13 protein-coding genes and 1 pseudogene are annotated in these 14,528 nt (G+C 72.2%); 10 read left to right on the top strand and 4 right to left on the bottom strand.

Annotation, left to right across the window (positions count from 1 at the left end):
- Positions 1-1,258, top strand: a pseudogene (locus AB0P35_RS39170) (ATP-binding protein); the annotation flags it as partial.
- 26 nt (positions 1,259-1,284) lie between these two features.
- Here AB0P35_RS39170 and AB0P35_RS39165 read toward each other — a convergent pair.
- Positions 1,285-1,890, bottom strand: coding sequence for a TetR family transcriptional regulator (locus tag AB0P35_RS39165; RefSeq protein WP_363520757.1), 606 nt, complete (start codon positions 1,888-1,890; stop codon positions 1,285-1,287).
- Positions 1,891-1,995: 105 nt separating this feature from the next.
- Between AB0P35_RS39165 and AB0P35_RS39160 the strand changes: the two genes are divergently transcribed.
- The 4 genes from AB0P35_RS39160 (at position 1,996) to AB0P35_RS39145 (ending at position 6,202) form a co-directional block, all read left to right on the top strand.
- Entirely contained in the window at positions 1,996-3,588 is a 1,593-nt protein-coding gene (locus AB0P35_RS39160; RefSeq protein ID WP_363520754.1) for a CocE/NonD family hydrolase, read from the top strand.
- Between the two features lie 30 nt (positions 3,589-3,618).
- A complete protein-coding gene (locus AB0P35_RS39155) occupies positions 3,619-4,065 on the top strand; it encodes a DUF6069 family protein (RefSeq protein ID WP_363520752.1) in 447 nt (148 codons plus the stop codon).
- A gap of 116 nt (positions 4,066-4,181) precedes the next feature.
- Positions 4,182-4,643, top strand: coding sequence for a cupin domain-containing protein (locus tag AB0P35_RS39150; protein WP_363520760.1), 462 nt, complete (start codon positions 4,182-4,184; stop codon positions 4,641-4,643).
- A gap of 59 nt (positions 4,644-4,702) precedes the next feature.
- Positions 4,703-6,202: a long-chain fatty acid--CoA ligase gene (locus tag AB0P35_RS39145; RefSeq protein ID WP_363520750.1), complete on the top strand. Its 1,500-nt coding sequence runs from the start codon at positions 4,703-4,705 to the stop codon at positions 6,200-6,202.
- 75 nt (positions 6,203-6,277) lie between these two features.
- On the opposite strand, the gene AB0P35_RS39140 is transcribed toward AB0P35_RS39145, so the two are convergent.
- Positions 6,278-7,315: a polyprenyl synthetase family protein gene (locus AB0P35_RS39140; protein ID WP_363520747.1), complete on the bottom strand. Its 1,038-nt coding sequence runs from the start codon at positions 7,313-7,315 to the stop codon at positions 6,278-6,280.
- 429 nt (positions 7,316-7,744) lie between these two features.
- Between AB0P35_RS39140 and AB0P35_RS39135 the strand changes: the two genes are divergently transcribed.
- Together AB0P35_RS39135 and AB0P35_RS39130 are read left to right on the top strand one after the other, a co-directional pair.
- Positions 7,745-8,440 carry a DUF1062 domain-containing protein gene (locus AB0P35_RS39135; RefSeq protein ID WP_363520744.1) on the top strand — a complete coding sequence of 232 codons (696 nt, stop codon included), beginning with the start codon at positions 7,745-7,747 and terminating at the stop codon, positions 8,438-8,440.
- Positions 8,441-8,685: 245 nt separating this feature from the next.
- Positions 8,686-10,332, top strand: a complete 1,647-nt coding sequence (locus tag AB0P35_RS39130; RefSeq protein ID WP_363520742.1) for a serine/threonine-protein kinase — start codon at positions 8,686-8,688, stop codon at positions 10,330-10,332.
- A 144-nt stretch (positions 10,333-10,476) separates the two neighbouring features.
- Here the strand turns inward: AB0P35_RS39130 and AB0P35_RS39125 are convergent, their stop codons facing one another.
- Positions 10,477-11,328 carry a LysR family transcriptional regulator gene (locus AB0P35_RS39125; protein WP_095871236.1) on the bottom strand — a complete coding sequence of 284 codons (852 nt, stop codon included), beginning with the start codon at positions 11,326-11,328 and terminating at the stop codon, positions 10,477-10,479.
- Positions 11,329-11,422: 94 nt separating this feature from the next.
- Here AB0P35_RS39125 and AB0P35_RS39120 point away from each other — a divergent pair, with 94 nt between their 5' ends.
- Entirely contained in the window at positions 11,423-12,154 is a 732-nt protein-coding gene (locus tag AB0P35_RS39120; RefSeq protein WP_095871237.1) for an SDR family oxidoreductase, read from the top strand.
- Between the two features lie 788 nt (positions 12,155-12,942).
- A complete protein-coding gene (locus tag AB0P35_RS39115; protein ID WP_363520738.1) occupies positions 12,943-13,239 on the top strand; it encodes a hypothetical protein in 297 nt (98 codons plus the stop codon).
- A 616-nt stretch (positions 13,240-13,855) separates the two neighbouring features.
- Here AB0P35_RS39115 and AB0P35_RS39110 read toward each other — a convergent pair.
- Positions 13,856-14,020 carry a hypothetical protein gene (locus AB0P35_RS39110; protein WP_363520735.1) on the bottom strand — a complete coding sequence of 55 codons (165 nt, stop codon included), beginning with the start codon at positions 14,018-14,020 and terminating at the stop codon, positions 13,856-13,858.
- Between the two features lie 173 nt (positions 14,021-14,193).
- Between AB0P35_RS39110 and AB0P35_RS39105 the strand changes: the two genes are divergently transcribed.
- Complete coding sequence (locus AB0P35_RS39105) at positions 14,194-14,370, top strand: hypothetical protein (protein ID WP_363520732.1); 177 nt, start codon at positions 14,194-14,196, stop codon at positions 14,368-14,370.
- Positions 14,371-14,528: the final 158 nt, after the last annotated feature.

Below are 14,528 nucleotides of genomic sequence, written 5' to 3'. Positions count from 1 at the left end.
CGCCTCGGTGCTGCCCGGCGAGGACGCCCACCTGCTCTTCGCCTGGCTCAGGGACCTGCCCTTCATGGAGTCCACCCACCGGGGGCTCCACCCGCACGACGCCGCACGCGAGACGCTGGCCGCCGACCTGCGCTGGCGGGCCCCCAACGCCTTCGTGACGATGCGCCAGCGGCTGGCCGAGGAGTACCTGCGTCTGCTGCGCGAGGCACCCGACGACCGCGTCTGGACCGTCACCGACGAGCTCTTCTACCTCTTCCGGGACGGGGAGATCGTGGCGCGTCTGCGCACCTGGTCCCGTGAGGACGAGGTGCACGACCGGCCGCTGCACCCGGACGACCTCGATGTCGTGCTGCGCATGGCCGCGCAGACCGAGGGCCCGGCCTCCGCAGAGCTGGTCCGCTACTGGGCGCAGCGCCAGCCCCAGGCCTTCAGCGTCTACCGTCTGGTGAGCACGGGCCGCATCGTGGCGTTCACCGCGCGCCTCGCCCTGCCCGCCCCTGCCGACCCCGAGGACCTGGCCACCGATCCCGTCGTGGCAGCCGCATGGGAGTACACCGACGCCACCGCGCCGGTGCGCCCCGGCGAGCACATCGGCATCAGCCGCTTCACGGTCTACCCCGAGCGGTACCAGGTCCCCTCGCGTGTCATCGACCTGAGCAGTTCCCGCGCCCAGGCGGAATCCGCCCGTGCCCGCGGTCGCGCGTACGGCTTCGCCGTCTGGCGGGACGCCGAGGCGTGGTCCGCGCGCGTCAAGGGCAGCCTCACCGACACCGGTGCACGACCGCGGGTCGGCGCGCACACCTACGGCCTGTTCGGCGTCGACTGGCGCCAGGTGCCCGTCGAGACCTGGCTCCGCCACTTCATATCGGCCACGGCCGTGCCCGCCCAGGCCGGGCCGTCGGGCGTCTCACGCACCGCGTTCGACCAGGCCGTGCGCGAGGCCCTGGCGCACTGGCGTGATGCGGGCGCCTTCGCCGCCTGCGCCCTGCTGCGCACCCGCCTGGCGGCCGACTTCGGCGATCCCGTCGAGGAGCTGCGCGCCCTGCTGCGCCAGGCCGTGGACGATCTCGCCCGTGAGCCGCGCGGCGTACGCGCCCGCGAGGCCCTGACGGCGGGTTACTTCTCCGGTGCGCCCACCCAGGAGGCCGCCGCCCGCCGCCTGAGCCTTCCGTACGGCACCTACCGGCGCCACCTGCGCCAGGGCCTGGACCTGCTCTGCGACGCACTGTGGCAGCAGGAGCTGCACGGCCCTCGCTGAGGCCCGTCCGTCCCTCGGGCCCGCCTTCAGGTGTTGCCGAGTTCGGTGGGCAGGGGATCGGCGAGGTAGTGCTGGACGGTGGGGGTGAGAAGGTCGGCGACGGCGCTGGCGGGGAGGGTGGCGATGCTGCCGACCTGCCAGATGTAGCGGTTCATGACGAGGCCGACCATCTGGGTGGCGATGAGGCTGGCCCGCAGGTTGCGTTCGGAGTCGGTCAGGCTGTGGGAGACGGCGGCCAGGACGAGCTCGGAGAACAGCTCCCTCAGGCGTTGCAGGGCGGCGGGTTCCTGGGCGGCGGTGAGGATGATGGCCCGCAGGATCTCGGCTGAGGCGGGGTCCTCCCACAGGCTGAGGTTCGCCTCCACGAACGCGCGTCCACGCCGGTCGAGGGGCTGCTCGGCGGCGGCGGCGACGGCTGCGCCGAATTCCTCGGGCGGCTGCATGACCGCTTCCAGTAGTCCGGTCTTGCTGCGGAAGTAGTAGTGCACCAGGCCGGGGTCGACGCCGGCCTCCTGGGCGACCGACCGCAGCGACGTCGCGGCGTAGCCGCGGGCAGCGAAGGATCTGCGGGCGGCGGCGAGGATCCTGTCCGCCTGCTCTCCGCGTTCTCCCCGGGGGCCTCGCCCAGTCACACCGCATCACCTTCCGTAGCGCTTCCAAGAGGGGACTTTCCGTTTCCAGCAGTTTCATCATACGCTGAAACTAGTTTCCACATGCGAGGAAATTAGGAGTTCGTCATGCTCACGTTCAAAGACGAGTGGATCACGGCGTTCGACGGTGTCGAGATCTGCGCCGATGTGTACCTGCCCGACGGGGACGGCCCGTTCCCGGCGCTGTACGCGGTGGCGCCGTACCAGAAGGACCTGCTGTACCTGCCGGCCGTGTCGATGTTCCGGTTCATCGAGACCGGTCCGCTCGAGTACTGGACCGGCCACGGCTACGCGGTCGTGGTCGCGGACCAGCGCGGCACCGGCAGGTCCGAGGGAGAGTTCGAGCTGTTCGGGCCCGCCGAGCAGCGCGACTTCCACGACACCGTCGAGTGGATCGCCTCCCGGTCGTGGTCGACCGGGAGGGTGTCGATGGTCGGGGAGAGCGCCTACAGCGTGAACCAGTGGCTGGCCGCCGCGCAGCGCCCGCCGCACCTCACCTGCGCGCTGGTCTACAACGCGTTCACCGACCTCTACCACGACGCGGTCTACCACGGCGGGGTCTACTCCATGGGGTTCCTCAACTTCTGGTCGACCGACAACCTCCGCGCCTCCGCCGCCATCGGCGGCGGCACCCCGCCCCGGCCCGGCGCCACCGCCGACGTCATCGGCATGACCCTGGGGCGGCCCGACTTCGACGACTGGTGGGACGAGCGAGCGGTGAAGGTGGAGGACATCGACGTCCCCGTCCTCAACATCGCCTGGTGGTCCAGCGTCGGTCTGCACCTGCGCGGCCAGCTCGACGGCCACGAGCGGCTCAAGGGCACCGACAAGCGCCTCGTCGTGCTCGCGGGCACCGACAGCCACGAGCGCTACTACCAGCCCGAGTTCCTCGACGCCTACGTCCGCCCCTGGTACGACTACTGGCTCAAGGGCATCGACAACGGCGTCATGGACGGCCCACCGGTCCGGATCCAGGTCGGCAACACCGAGCGCCGGCCGCGGCCGGAATCCGAATGGCCGCCCCTGCGCGCGGTGCCGACGCCGTTCTACCTGCAGCCCGAGCGCGCACACGCCGTCCGCTCACTCAACGACGGCAGCCTCACCACCACCCCGCCCGTCTCGCCGGCCGGCCGGCCGACCGTCTACGACTACCCCAACCCCGAGTGGACGGTGGGCACGACCGTCGTCACGGACGGCATCCCGCAGCCCACGCGCGGCATCCTCACCTTCACCACGCCGCCCCTCGAACGCGACACCGAGGTCACCGGGAAGATCACCCTGGTGCTGTACGCACAGTCGGACCGGGCGGACACCGACTTCCACGTCAAGATCTCCGAGCAGAAGGCCGTCCCGAAGCTCAAGCGGATCCTCATGCGCATGTTCGCCCCGAACGTGCCGCCGCCCGCCGCGACGGTCACCCGCGGCTGGCTGAAGGCCTCCCACCGCACCGACCCGCCGCAGCCGGTCGAGCCGGGGAGCGTCGTGCGCTACGAGATCGAGGTCTGGCCGACCTCCTACCGGTTCCCCAGGGGCAGCCGTATCCGCCTGGAGATCGCCAACGGCGACTCCCCGGTCGCCGACGGCCTGTTCCACCACTACTACGGCCACCAGGTGGGCCGCTTCCTCCTCCGCCACGACGCCGACCACCCCTCCCACCTCGTCCTGCCCGTCATCCACTGACCACCGCCCCCCTCCCACGGAGCAGCCACCATGGCCACCACACCGTCCTCCCCGCGACCGGCCGTCCCCCGCCCGACGGGCGGCCCGAGCCGGCTCGCACGACCGACCGCCATCTGCCTCGGCCTCATCGCGAACCTCCTGTACCTGCTGTTCCTCACCGACGTCTTCGGGTACGACCTGAAGACTCCCGCGGTGTTCGGCCTGCCGGCGCAGTCCGTCCTGATCAGCCTGGTGAGCGCCTCCTCCGTCGTCCCGACCCTGCTCGGCTGGGGCCTGCTGGTGGCGCTCGAACGGTTCGTCCCCCGACGGGCCACCGTGATCTGGACCATCCTCGCGGTAGTGACGCTCGTCGGCAGCCTCCCCTACAACGGGGCCGGCATCAGTACAACCGACCAGCTCCTGCTGGCCCTGATGCACCTGATCGTCGGGGCGGTCGTCATACCCACCTTCGTGATCACATCGCTGCGCCGTACCTGACACCGGCTCAAATCGCTCAGGTGCACGCAGTCCTGCACACCGACTCCCGTCTCCACCCACCGCACGAGCGCCGGCCCGGCGGCCGGCATCACACCACCCCTGAGGCTCCCGTGACCATGCCCTACCTCGCCCAGCGCGACCAGCACCAGACCCTGGAATGGCTCCACGGCGGACTGTTCACGGTCCTGCTCGACAGCCAGGCCACCGAAGGAAAGCTCACCGTCGGACTGTTCGACGTCCCCAAGGCCGAGGCCCCGCCCTTCCACCTCCACACCCGCGAGGACGAGGTGTTCTTCCTCCTCAAGGGCGAGGCGCTCGTGTGGGCCGGCGACGAGCGCCACGAACTGTCCGAGGGCGGCATCGTCTACCTGCCCCGCAACATCCCCCACAGCTACCGCATCACGTCCGACCGGGCGGACCTCCTCCTCATCACCACCCCCGGCGGCATCGAGGAGATGTTCCGGCACGCCGGACGCGACATCACCACACCCCGCCCCGACGGGTTCGAGATCACCAAGGACAGGCTCGCCGAGGCCGCCGCCCTGCGCGGCAACCTCATCCTCGGACCGCCCCGCTGACCGCCCGCTCCCGCCCGTCCCCCATCCCAGCTGCCAGCCCCGCACCCCAGAGAGTTGCCATGGCCAATCTCGCAACCCTGCTCACGCGCTCCGCATCGGCCCACGGTGAACGGACCGCCGTACGGCACGAGGACACCTCGCTGACCTACACCCGCCTGGACGACCTGAGCGCGCGGACCGCCGCGCTGCTGCAGGCCCGCGGGGTCCGCCCGGGCGACCGGGTCGCCGTGATCATGCCGAACGTGCCGCACTTCCCCGTCGCCTACTACGGCATCCTCCGCGCCGGCGCCGTCGTCGTCCCGCTGAACCCGCTGCTCAAGGCGCCGGAGATCGCCTTCGCCCTGCGCGACTCCGGCGCCCGGACGGTGCTGACCTCGCCGATGTCGGCAGCCGAAGCGGCCGAGGCTGCCGCCGACACCGGGGCCGACTGCCTCGTCGTCGACCCGGCCGGCTTCGACACACTGCTCGAAGACGTCGATCCGCTGCCCGCCGTCGCCGACACGGCGGACACCGACCTCGCGGTGATCCTCTACACCTCGGGTACCACCGGCACGCCGAAGGGCGCCGAACTGACGCACCGGAACCTCCTCAGCAACACCGCCACCGTCGCGAAGACACTGTTCCGCGTCGGCCCCGACGACGTGCTCTTCGGCGGCCTCCCCCTGTTCCACGCCTTCGGCCAGACCTGCGGCCTCAACACGGCCGTCGCCGCCGGTGCCACGCTCACCCTCCTCACCCGGTTCGATCCGGCAGCGGCGCTGGAGACCGTCCGCAGGGACGCCGTCACCGTCTTCCTCGGCGTCCCCACGATGTACGCGGCACTTCTGCACGCCCGGCTCCCCGACGGCTTCGACGTTCCCCGCCTGCGCCTGGCCGTCTCCGGCGGTGCGTCGCTTCCGGTCGAGGTGCTGCACGGCTTCGAGAAGCGCTTCGGCGTCGCGGTACTCGAGGGCTACGGCCTGTCCGAGACGTCTCCGGTGGCCGCGTTCAACCCGCCGGACCGTCCGCGCAAGCCCGGCTCCATCGGCCTGCCCGTCCGCGGCGTCCAGCTGCGACTGGTCAGGGACGACGGGACGACGGCCGACCCCGGCCAGGTCGGCGAGATCGAGATCCGCGGCGAGAACGTGATGGCCGGCTACCACAACCGGCCGCGCGCCACCGCGGACGCCGTCCACGACGGCTGGTTCCGCACCGGCGACCTCGCCCGGGTCGACGAGGACGGCTACTACTTCATCGTCGACCGCAAGAAGGACATGATCATCCGCGGCGGCTACAACGTCTACCCACGCGAGGTCGAGGAGGTCCTGTACAGGCACCCGGCAGTCGCCGAGGCCGCCGTCGTCGGCATAGCGGACGCCCTGCTGGGAGAGGAGGTCGCAGCCGCAGTGATCCTCAAGCCCGAGGCGCACGCCACCGCCGCAGAGCTCCGCGACCACGTGAAGGCGCAGGTCGCCGCCTACAAGTACCCACGGGTCGTCTCCCTCGTCCCCGCCCTCCCCAAGGGGCCGACCGGCAAGATCCTCAAGCGCGAGATCGTCATCCCCGCAACCGACTCCTGACCCGGGTCGTCATCCGTCGGCGGCGCCAGTACGAGCTGCCGATGTTCGTCCCCGTCTCCGGCCTCCCCGCGCCGGTCAGGGCAGCTCGTCGGCGATGGCGGCGACGAACGCGGCGAGCTCGGCCTGCGCGACCGCGTCCGGGACGGCCTGCGGCAGGACTGCGTGGGCCAGCCGGATGTGCTCCCTGATCCGCTCCTCCACCCAGGCACGGCCCTGGCACTCCTCGATGAGGTCGGCGACGTGCCGGAGCTGGTCGAGGGTCGGCTCGGCGGTGTCGTCGTAGAAGGCGGCGAGCTGGTCGCGGGCCGGTCCGGCGGCCCGGAGGGCGACTGCGGCGAAGGCCCGGGACTTGCGTCGCCGCAGGTCGGCCAGCGGGTCCTCCAGGGTGTCCCGGGAGGTGCCCCAGACGCCCTCCCAGTCGTCGAAGAAGGCCATGGCCATCCCGGCGTGGTAGCCGAACCGCTCGGCTGCGACCAGCTCGTCCTCATCGGCGCCCCGCACCAGGGCGCCGGCGAGGCAGACGCCGGCGGTGGGGCGGGCGATGGTGCTCTCCAGCAGGTCCAGAGCGAGGTCCAGGCTCATCCGCGAGGTGCCCTCGGAGTCCAGGTCGCGAACCTGTCCCGAGCAGCACTCCCGGATGGCGCGGGCGGCCCGGCGGATCAGCTCGGTGGAGACCCGGTCGCCCTCCTCGGCGAGGAGCTCGAACGCGAGACAGTGCAGGGCGACCCCGACCTGGATCGCGGCCGGAACGCCGAAGGCCGTCCAGAGGGTCGGCCGGCCCTTGCGGAGCATCTCCCGGTCGATGATGTCGTCGTGCACCGTTCCGGCGGCCGACATCAGTGTGCCGGCGACGGCGGCCGTACGGACCGCGTCCCACGCCTGCGGGCTGCTGCCCGCGCACAACAGGGCGACGAGCGCGGGCCGCCGCCGGAAGCCGACCGGTGACGTCGGACGGCCCTCGGCGTCGACCCACCCGAAGTGGTACTCCGTCATCCGCCGGACGGGCTCGTCGAGCCGGGCCGCGGCCGCGCGCAGCGCGGGCTCCATGTAGGCGATGACGTCATGGGTGATCTGCTGCGAGGTGCGCGCGGTCTGCACAAAGGTCTCCGACACTCTCGAGTTGCCACGGAACGGCGCCGCACCACCTCCCAGGGGGAGGCCGGCTCGGCCCTCCTGCCATGACGCCCCGACCCCGTGCCCGCCGCAACCCGACGCGGGCACGTTCGGGCGTGTGACGCCCGCCCGCTGGACGGTCGGCGGCCGCGAAGGGGGAAGTCAGCGCACGGTCAAGAGACCGACAGGGCTCACCGGCGGGCCGGCGGAAAATGAGTTGCCTGCGGGCCGCGGCATCGATCACGATCGCCCGCATGGACCTGTAACGGCTGCCACGTAGCACCAGTCACCCCGTCGCGCGATCGACCTCGGAGCCTGATGACTCGGCCCCGAGGCGATGACTCGCGCCCTCGTGTGCATCCGTCAGATCCCGGGAGCCGCGGCCCGGCCCGCGAGAGCTCCCGCTGAGTCCTGAAAGCAACCACAACCATGAATACCGACCGCAAGGCCCTGTGGGCCGTGCGCCAGTCCGCCCTGCCCGCCGTCGTGCGGCCCTGCCCGGACTGCTCCGGCACGCGTCACCGCCCCTCGGGCAAGATCCGGGTCAACGCGAACGGCAAGCTCCTCGACGTCTGGCTTCTCCTGAGCTGTGCCGCGTGCGACCGGACCTCGAAGGTGCCCGTCCACGAACGCGCCCACGTCTCCTCGCTGGAGCCCGCTCGCCGGGTGGCGTACGAGACCAACGACCCGGCGGTGGTCCGGGAACTGACGATAAGTGCGTCGCTCGCCACGAAGAACGGATACCGCCTCGACTGGACCGGTACCTGGGAACTGGAGACCCGCACGCCCCTCTACGCACTCGACGACCCGACACCGCTCAAGGTACTGGTCAGCTTCGAGCTGCCCGCGCCGGTCCGGGTCGAACGACTCCTCATGCTCGGGCTCGGCCTCAGTCGCACCGCGGTACGACGCATGGTCGGGGACGGGCGTATCCACCTGCCGCTGGCTCTGGACGCCAAGGCGCACCAGGACTTCGAGCTCACCATCCACGGACCCGGTTCCGTCGATGCCGCGAAGCACTCGAAGCTCCCCGGGGCCCCGACCGACGTGCGCACTGACCTGAGCCGCGCCAGGTCGCACGACACGCCGCGGCAACTCTCGCGCTCGGCGACGGCGCGAGCGTAGGAGAGAGACAGCAGGGCCTCCTGGACAGCCTCTTGGCGTAGACCCCTTCGGGCTGCCAGGAGGCCCTGCGCTGCGTGGCACCCACCCACGGTCACCCGACGCCATGACCTCGCGCAACGGCGGATTTCCCGATCTTCAGATTGGAACCGCCTCTGTGGCCGCTACCGTCTGGCGTGAAGGACGGGACGCGTGACGGCGAGAGGAACGGCGGCGTGGAGGCACTCGGGTCCGCGGACCCTCGGCAGGTGGGCGACTACCGCCTGCTCCGCAGGCTCGGCGCGGGCGGGATGGGACGGGTCTTCCTGGGACGGACCGCAGGCGGGCGCACGGTGGCGGTGAAGATGGTGCACCCGCCCTACGTCGCCGACCACGAGTTCCGGGTGCGGTTCCGGCAGGAGGTGGCGGCGGCCCGGCGGGTCGGCGGTCGATGGACCGCGCCGGTGCTGGACGCCGACACCGAGAGCGACCGTCCCTGGGTGGCCACCGGCTACATCGCCGGACCGTCGCTGGGATCGGCGGTCCGCGAGTTCGGTCCGCTGCCGCCCGCGGCCGTCCACTCGCTCGGGATCGGACTGGCCGAGGCGCTGCAGGCCGTGCACGGCCTCGGCCTCGTCCACCGGGACGTCAAACCGTCGAACGTCCTGCTGGCCCTGGACGGGCCACGGCTCATCGACTTCGGCATCAGCCGGGCGCTGGACGCCGCGACCGCGCTCACTCAGTCGGGCTTCGTGGTCGGAAGCCCCGGCTACCTCTCCCCGGAGCAGGCCGAGGGGCGGACGGTCGGCCCGGCTTCGGACGTCTTCTCGCTGGGCGCGGTGCTGGCGTACGCCGCCACCGGCGTCCCGCCGTTCGGCGCGGGCGTGAGCACGCCCGTCCTGCTCTACCGCGTCCTGCACGAGGAGCCCGACCTCGGCGGGCCCGACGGGCTCGACCCCGAGCTGCGGAACCTCGTGTCCGCCTGTCTCGCCAAGGACCCCGCGGATCGGCCCACCCCGGCCCGGATCCGTGAGCGGCTGGCGGCCGGCGACCTGGCGGCGGCGAACCGGCTGACGGAGCGTAGCTGGCTGCCGTCCGCGATCGCCGGCTCGTTGGCCCGGCTCGCGGTCGACCTGCTCGACCTCGACGCCGAGGCCGCAGCCGCGCCGGACCGACGCCCGGGCGACATCGCCCCGCCGCCCCTCCGACTCACCACCCAGGCGTCGGATCCGGTACACCGCAGCCCGACGGTGCCGGGAGCCGCGGCCGTACTGCCGCCGCCCCCGACCCACCCGCCCGCCGTGACGGCCGCGGCCTCCCCGCAGGCCGGAATCGTGCCGACGGCCGACTCTCCGCGCGCAAAGGTTCGGTCCGGCCGCAGCCGTGCCGCCCTCGTCATCGCCGCCGCGCTGGCGGTCGTGGTGGCCGGTACGACCGTCTACCTCTCCACCGTCCACCGGAACCAGGCCTCCGGCGCCCGACAGCCGACGGTCGGCGACCACACCACCACCGTCGTCGTCTCCGACCCGTCCGCACCGGCGTCGCCGTCCTCCGGCGGATCGCCCTCGCAGACGCCCGCCGGCGCGATACCCACCGCCTTCCTCGGTACCTGGCACGGTCGGCTCACCAGCCGGCAGAACGACATCGCGGCGGACTTCACCATCACCCTCGCCCAGGGCCGGCAGGGAGAGCCGGTCGGGACCATCCGCAACAACACCGGTGCCGGCACCCGCTACTGCGACTCCGTCGCCGACCTGATCTCCGTCGGCACCGACCGCCTGATCCTCAAGACCCGCCCGATGAGCCTCCTCACCGGCTGCGCAGCCGACCCTCACGAGCAGGTCTACACCCGCAACCCCGACGGCAGCCTCCATCTCGGCGTCGGCGCGTTCTTCGGTGACCTCGCCGGGAATTGACCGACGTTCACGGCCGTCAGCCCTCCGTGCGCCGGGCCCGACGGGCAGTTGCCGGCCGACGGGGAGAGCTTCGAGCCGGACGGGCCGGAGCGCCCGAGTACCTGACCGCGGTGCGTGCCGAGGCCGGCGACGTCCGTGGTCAACTCACCGGAGACGTGTAGCAGTCCGGACAAGGTCGGCGACGGCTCTGGACCGGCTCTGCGGTGGCCAGGCGATCACGGTGGTGACCGTCGGCGCGTCCAGCACGGGCACGGCGGCGAGGTCATCGTGCAGTTGGGCGCGGCACGACTCCGGTGAGACTGCGCAAGCACGGCCGAGCGCGACGAGCTGCAACAACTGCGCGTGGTCGCGGACCTGCGGGCCGGGGCCGGGCGGGTAGGTGCCGTCGGAATCGGGCCAGCGTGGCAGGGGCAGGCCGGGCAGTTCGGTGATGTCGGCCATGTGCACATGGGCCCGGACGGTGAGCGGATGCCCCGCCGGCAGCACCACGACCTGGCTCTCCGTGCTGAGCTCCTCGGTGTGGAACCCGGCCGTCGAGTCGAACGGCCGGTGCAGCAGCGCCACGTCGGCCCGGCCCTCGCGCAGGAATCGTTCCTGCTCGGCTGGGCCGCACAGGATGACGTCGACGGGCACTGCGCCGGGTTCGGCAGCGTACGCCTCGAGTAGCTTCGCCAGCAGTTCGCGGGACGCGCTGGCTTTCGTGACCAGGACCAGGCCGGGACGGCCGGTCGCGGAGTGGGCGGCGCGGCGGGTTCGGCGCTCGGCAGCGTCGACCGCGTCGAGGGCCGCCCGGCCCTCCGCCAGCAGCACCGAGCCGGCCTCGGTCAGCGTGACGGTGCGGCTGGTCCGGTCCAGCAGCGCTGCCCCGAGCCGGCGTTCGAGCTGCTGAATCGCCCGCGACAGAGGCGGCTGCGCGAGCCCGAGCCGCTGCGCGGCGCGCCCGAAGTGCAGCTCTTCAGCGACAGCGACGAAATAGCGCAGTTCCCGGGTCTCCATGCGGCCATGCTACTGCGGATCAATACCCGGACGGTATCGCTGCCCACCCAATCGGTCTTGGACCACCGCTGGAGCCCGAGGGCAGCATGGTCCCATGAGCGAACGAACGATTGCGCTGGTCACCGGCGCGAACAAGGGAATCGGCTACGAGATCGCCGCGGGCCTGGGCGCCCTCGGCTGGAGCGTCGGCGTCGGTGCCCGCGACGATCAGCGCCGTAAGGCCGCGGTGGATGGACTGCGCGCGGCCGGCGTCGACGCGTTCGGCGTACCACTGGACGTGACCGACGACGCGAGCGTGACCGCCGCCGCACGGCTGATCGAGGAACGGGCCGGGCGCCTCGACGTGCTCGTCAACAACGCCGGAATCACCGGCGGCATGCCACAGGAGCCCACCCGGGTCGACCCCGCCACCATCCGGACGGTCGTGGAGACCAACGTGATCGGCGTCATCCGCGTCACCAACGCAGTGATGCCACTGCTGCGCCGCTCCACCTCACCTCGGATCGTGAACATGTCCAGCAGTGTCGGCTCCCTCACCCGGCAGTCAGGAACCGCTGCTGAACAGACGACGGGTCCGGTGGCCGTGGCGTACTCGCCGTCGAAGACGCTCCTGAACGCCGTCACCCTCCAGTACGTCCGGGAGCTGAGCGGCACGAACATCCTGATCAACGCCGGCTGCCCCGGCTACGTCGCGACCGACCTCAACGGCTTCCGCGGCGTGCGCACCCCCGAACAGGGCGCGGCGATCGCCATCCGACTCGCGACCCTGCCCGACGACGGCCCGACCGGCAAGTTCTTCGAGGACGCCGGCGAAGTTCCCTGGTGATGTGCACGCGCGGCATCGCCCGCCGACGGAGGCCGCGCCCGAGCGGCAGCGGATGTACAGGAGCGAGCAGGCGGAGCTGATCTCCCATCTGCACTTGCGGGCCGGTGAGGTGATCGAGGCGGGCGGCGAGGTCGCCGTGGTCGGCGGCGAGATGGGGGTGCGCCGCACCCTGCCCGACCGTGCCTTCGACACCGTCATCTCCCGCGCCGTCGGCATGCCCCCGGGCCCGCGTCGTTCCGGTGTGGTGATCGCTCCTGGCCGTACCTGCGATCACGCTGCTGGACCGCCGTATCGTCGTGGTCGCGTTCGCGTAGCGCTGGCGCTGGCAGCTCCGGCCCCTGACGGTTCGCCGGTTCGGCCGGCGGGCGTTCCCGGACAGGGCGTTGGGGCCGGAGAAGTCGCACAAGCACCTGACCCCGCACGGGTCCGCGGAGCGCCCGCACCCGCGCGGCCGGCGGTCAGGTCGCCGAGCAGCCGGGCCTCGGCGAGGAGCAGGCCCGCTGGCCGCGCGCCAAGGCTCCGGCAGCGGCGTCCTGCTTCGATGCCGCGGGACGGGGCCGCTGTGCCGGGCTCCTCGACGGCCGGCAGCCCGCGTACCGGGTGGCAGGTGGGACGAGGCTCGACTTCCTCGCCGAACTCGACCGCCCGACGTCCCGGTGCCCTGCACCGTCCGCCCGCCCCGAACCCGCCGGCGCCACACCGCGCCCGTTCGGCCCAGACCAACGCGTGCGCCGACCGCCGCGGTGCTCGACTGGATCGGACCACATCCAGCTGAAACGGACTCCACCATGGCGATCGCCGCAGTTTTCGAGATCCCGGGCATGACCCAGGACCAGTACGAGCAGAGCGCGGACAAGGTGACCGGCGGCCGCGGCCCCGTCACGAGCTCCGCCGACTGGCCCGTTCCCGGCCTCATCTCCCACACCGCCGCTCCCACTCCGGGCGGCTGGCTCGTCGTCGACGTTTGGGAGTCGGAGGAAGCCTTCCGGCGGTTCGGGGAGATCATCGTCCCGATCCTGAACGAGCTCGGCGTTCCGAACGCGCACCCGAAGATCTACCCGGTGCACACCGTCGTGACCAGGTAAGGGCCGCCCGGCCGATCACGGGACAGGCCCGGCACCAACCGGGCAAGCACCGTACCGAGCCCGTCCCCTGCCTGGCCCCGCACCTGCGTGCCCTCCTCGACACCGCGACCGGCACCTGACCGGTCTGCAGCCCGGGCGCAGCCGGCGGCCGACGTGTGTCCCTTCGCTTCGGCGTCGGCCGGTCGAAGCTGCACGACACCCGTCCCGACGTCGCGCCGACGCGACGAGCAGCGGTTCGAGCTGTCCCCGACCACGCCCTCGGCCAGTGCGCGCGGCCCGGCCGCGCGTCCAGGCACAGCAGGCAGCTGCCGGGGCGCAGCGCGCCAACCCGGGGCGCGGCGCAGCGATGAGGTGCCGACCCAAAGGATCCGCCCGGTGCCCGCGCCTGCGCCTGCGCCGACGACGCCTTCCGGGGCTGATGCCGGGCACCGGCTACCGGGCCGGCACGAGGTCTGTGCTCGCCACGGCCACGACCAGGGCGAGTGGCGGGCGGCGCCCAGGCAGCGCTCCGCCGCCCGGCTCGGGTCCCTCTCTCACGGGCGGCGTCCTGCAGGATGAGCAAGGCTGCCACCAGGGGGGTGTAGGTGACCTCGTCGAGGATCTCCTCGGCGGTGTACTAGCCGGTGCCGACGAGGTCGGCCAGCACGGCGAGCCCGTCCTCCGAGTCGGTGAACGCCTTGAGGACGTCGGCGCCCGCGGCGGCCAGGCCAACGGCGGCCGCCAGCCCGGCGGCCGCCAGCGGCCCCGCCCCCAGGCGGGCGTGGCCGCCCCGGCCGGGCAAGGCCGGGCAGCGAGCGAGGACCGTATGACCCGCATGTCCGGGCCGCGCTGGGAAGCCGGCCGACGGGCGACCCGGAGGACGCCCCGCCCCCGCACCCCGAGCTGGGCCGTGCTCCTCCCCCTGCCGGCTCGGCTTGGAGGACGCACCCGTGCTGGAAGTTCCGGAATCGTCGATTGCCCCGGGCCGGCGAGGCGATGGCCGAGTGCATCACCCAGGCGTTGAACGCGAGCCGCTGGTTCGTCTACGCGGCCGCCGGCACCGGCACCACCGACACCGCTGTCGCCTTCCGCACCGTGTTCGGCACGGACGCCGCCCTCCACGTCGTCAGCGGGTACGGACCGGCCGATTGACGGCACGCCATGGAACCAACGGCGTAGCGAAGACAGGTCGGGCGGTGGCCTGCTCCGGCTCTGAGAGGACGTTAAGTCCGTTTCTGGATGATCTGGTGTCGCCCGTTCGTGGGTACGGAGTCGTTCAGGCTGACTCCAGTGTCGTGTGCATGATGAGC

Source organism: Kitasatospora sp. NPDC085879, assembly GCF_040686255.1.
Lineage (GTDB): Bacteria > Actinomycetota > Actinomycetes > Streptomycetales > Streptomycetaceae > Kitasatospora.
Note: the sequence above shows the minus strand (reverse complement) of the source record. Positions and strands in the feature narration are given on the sequence as shown.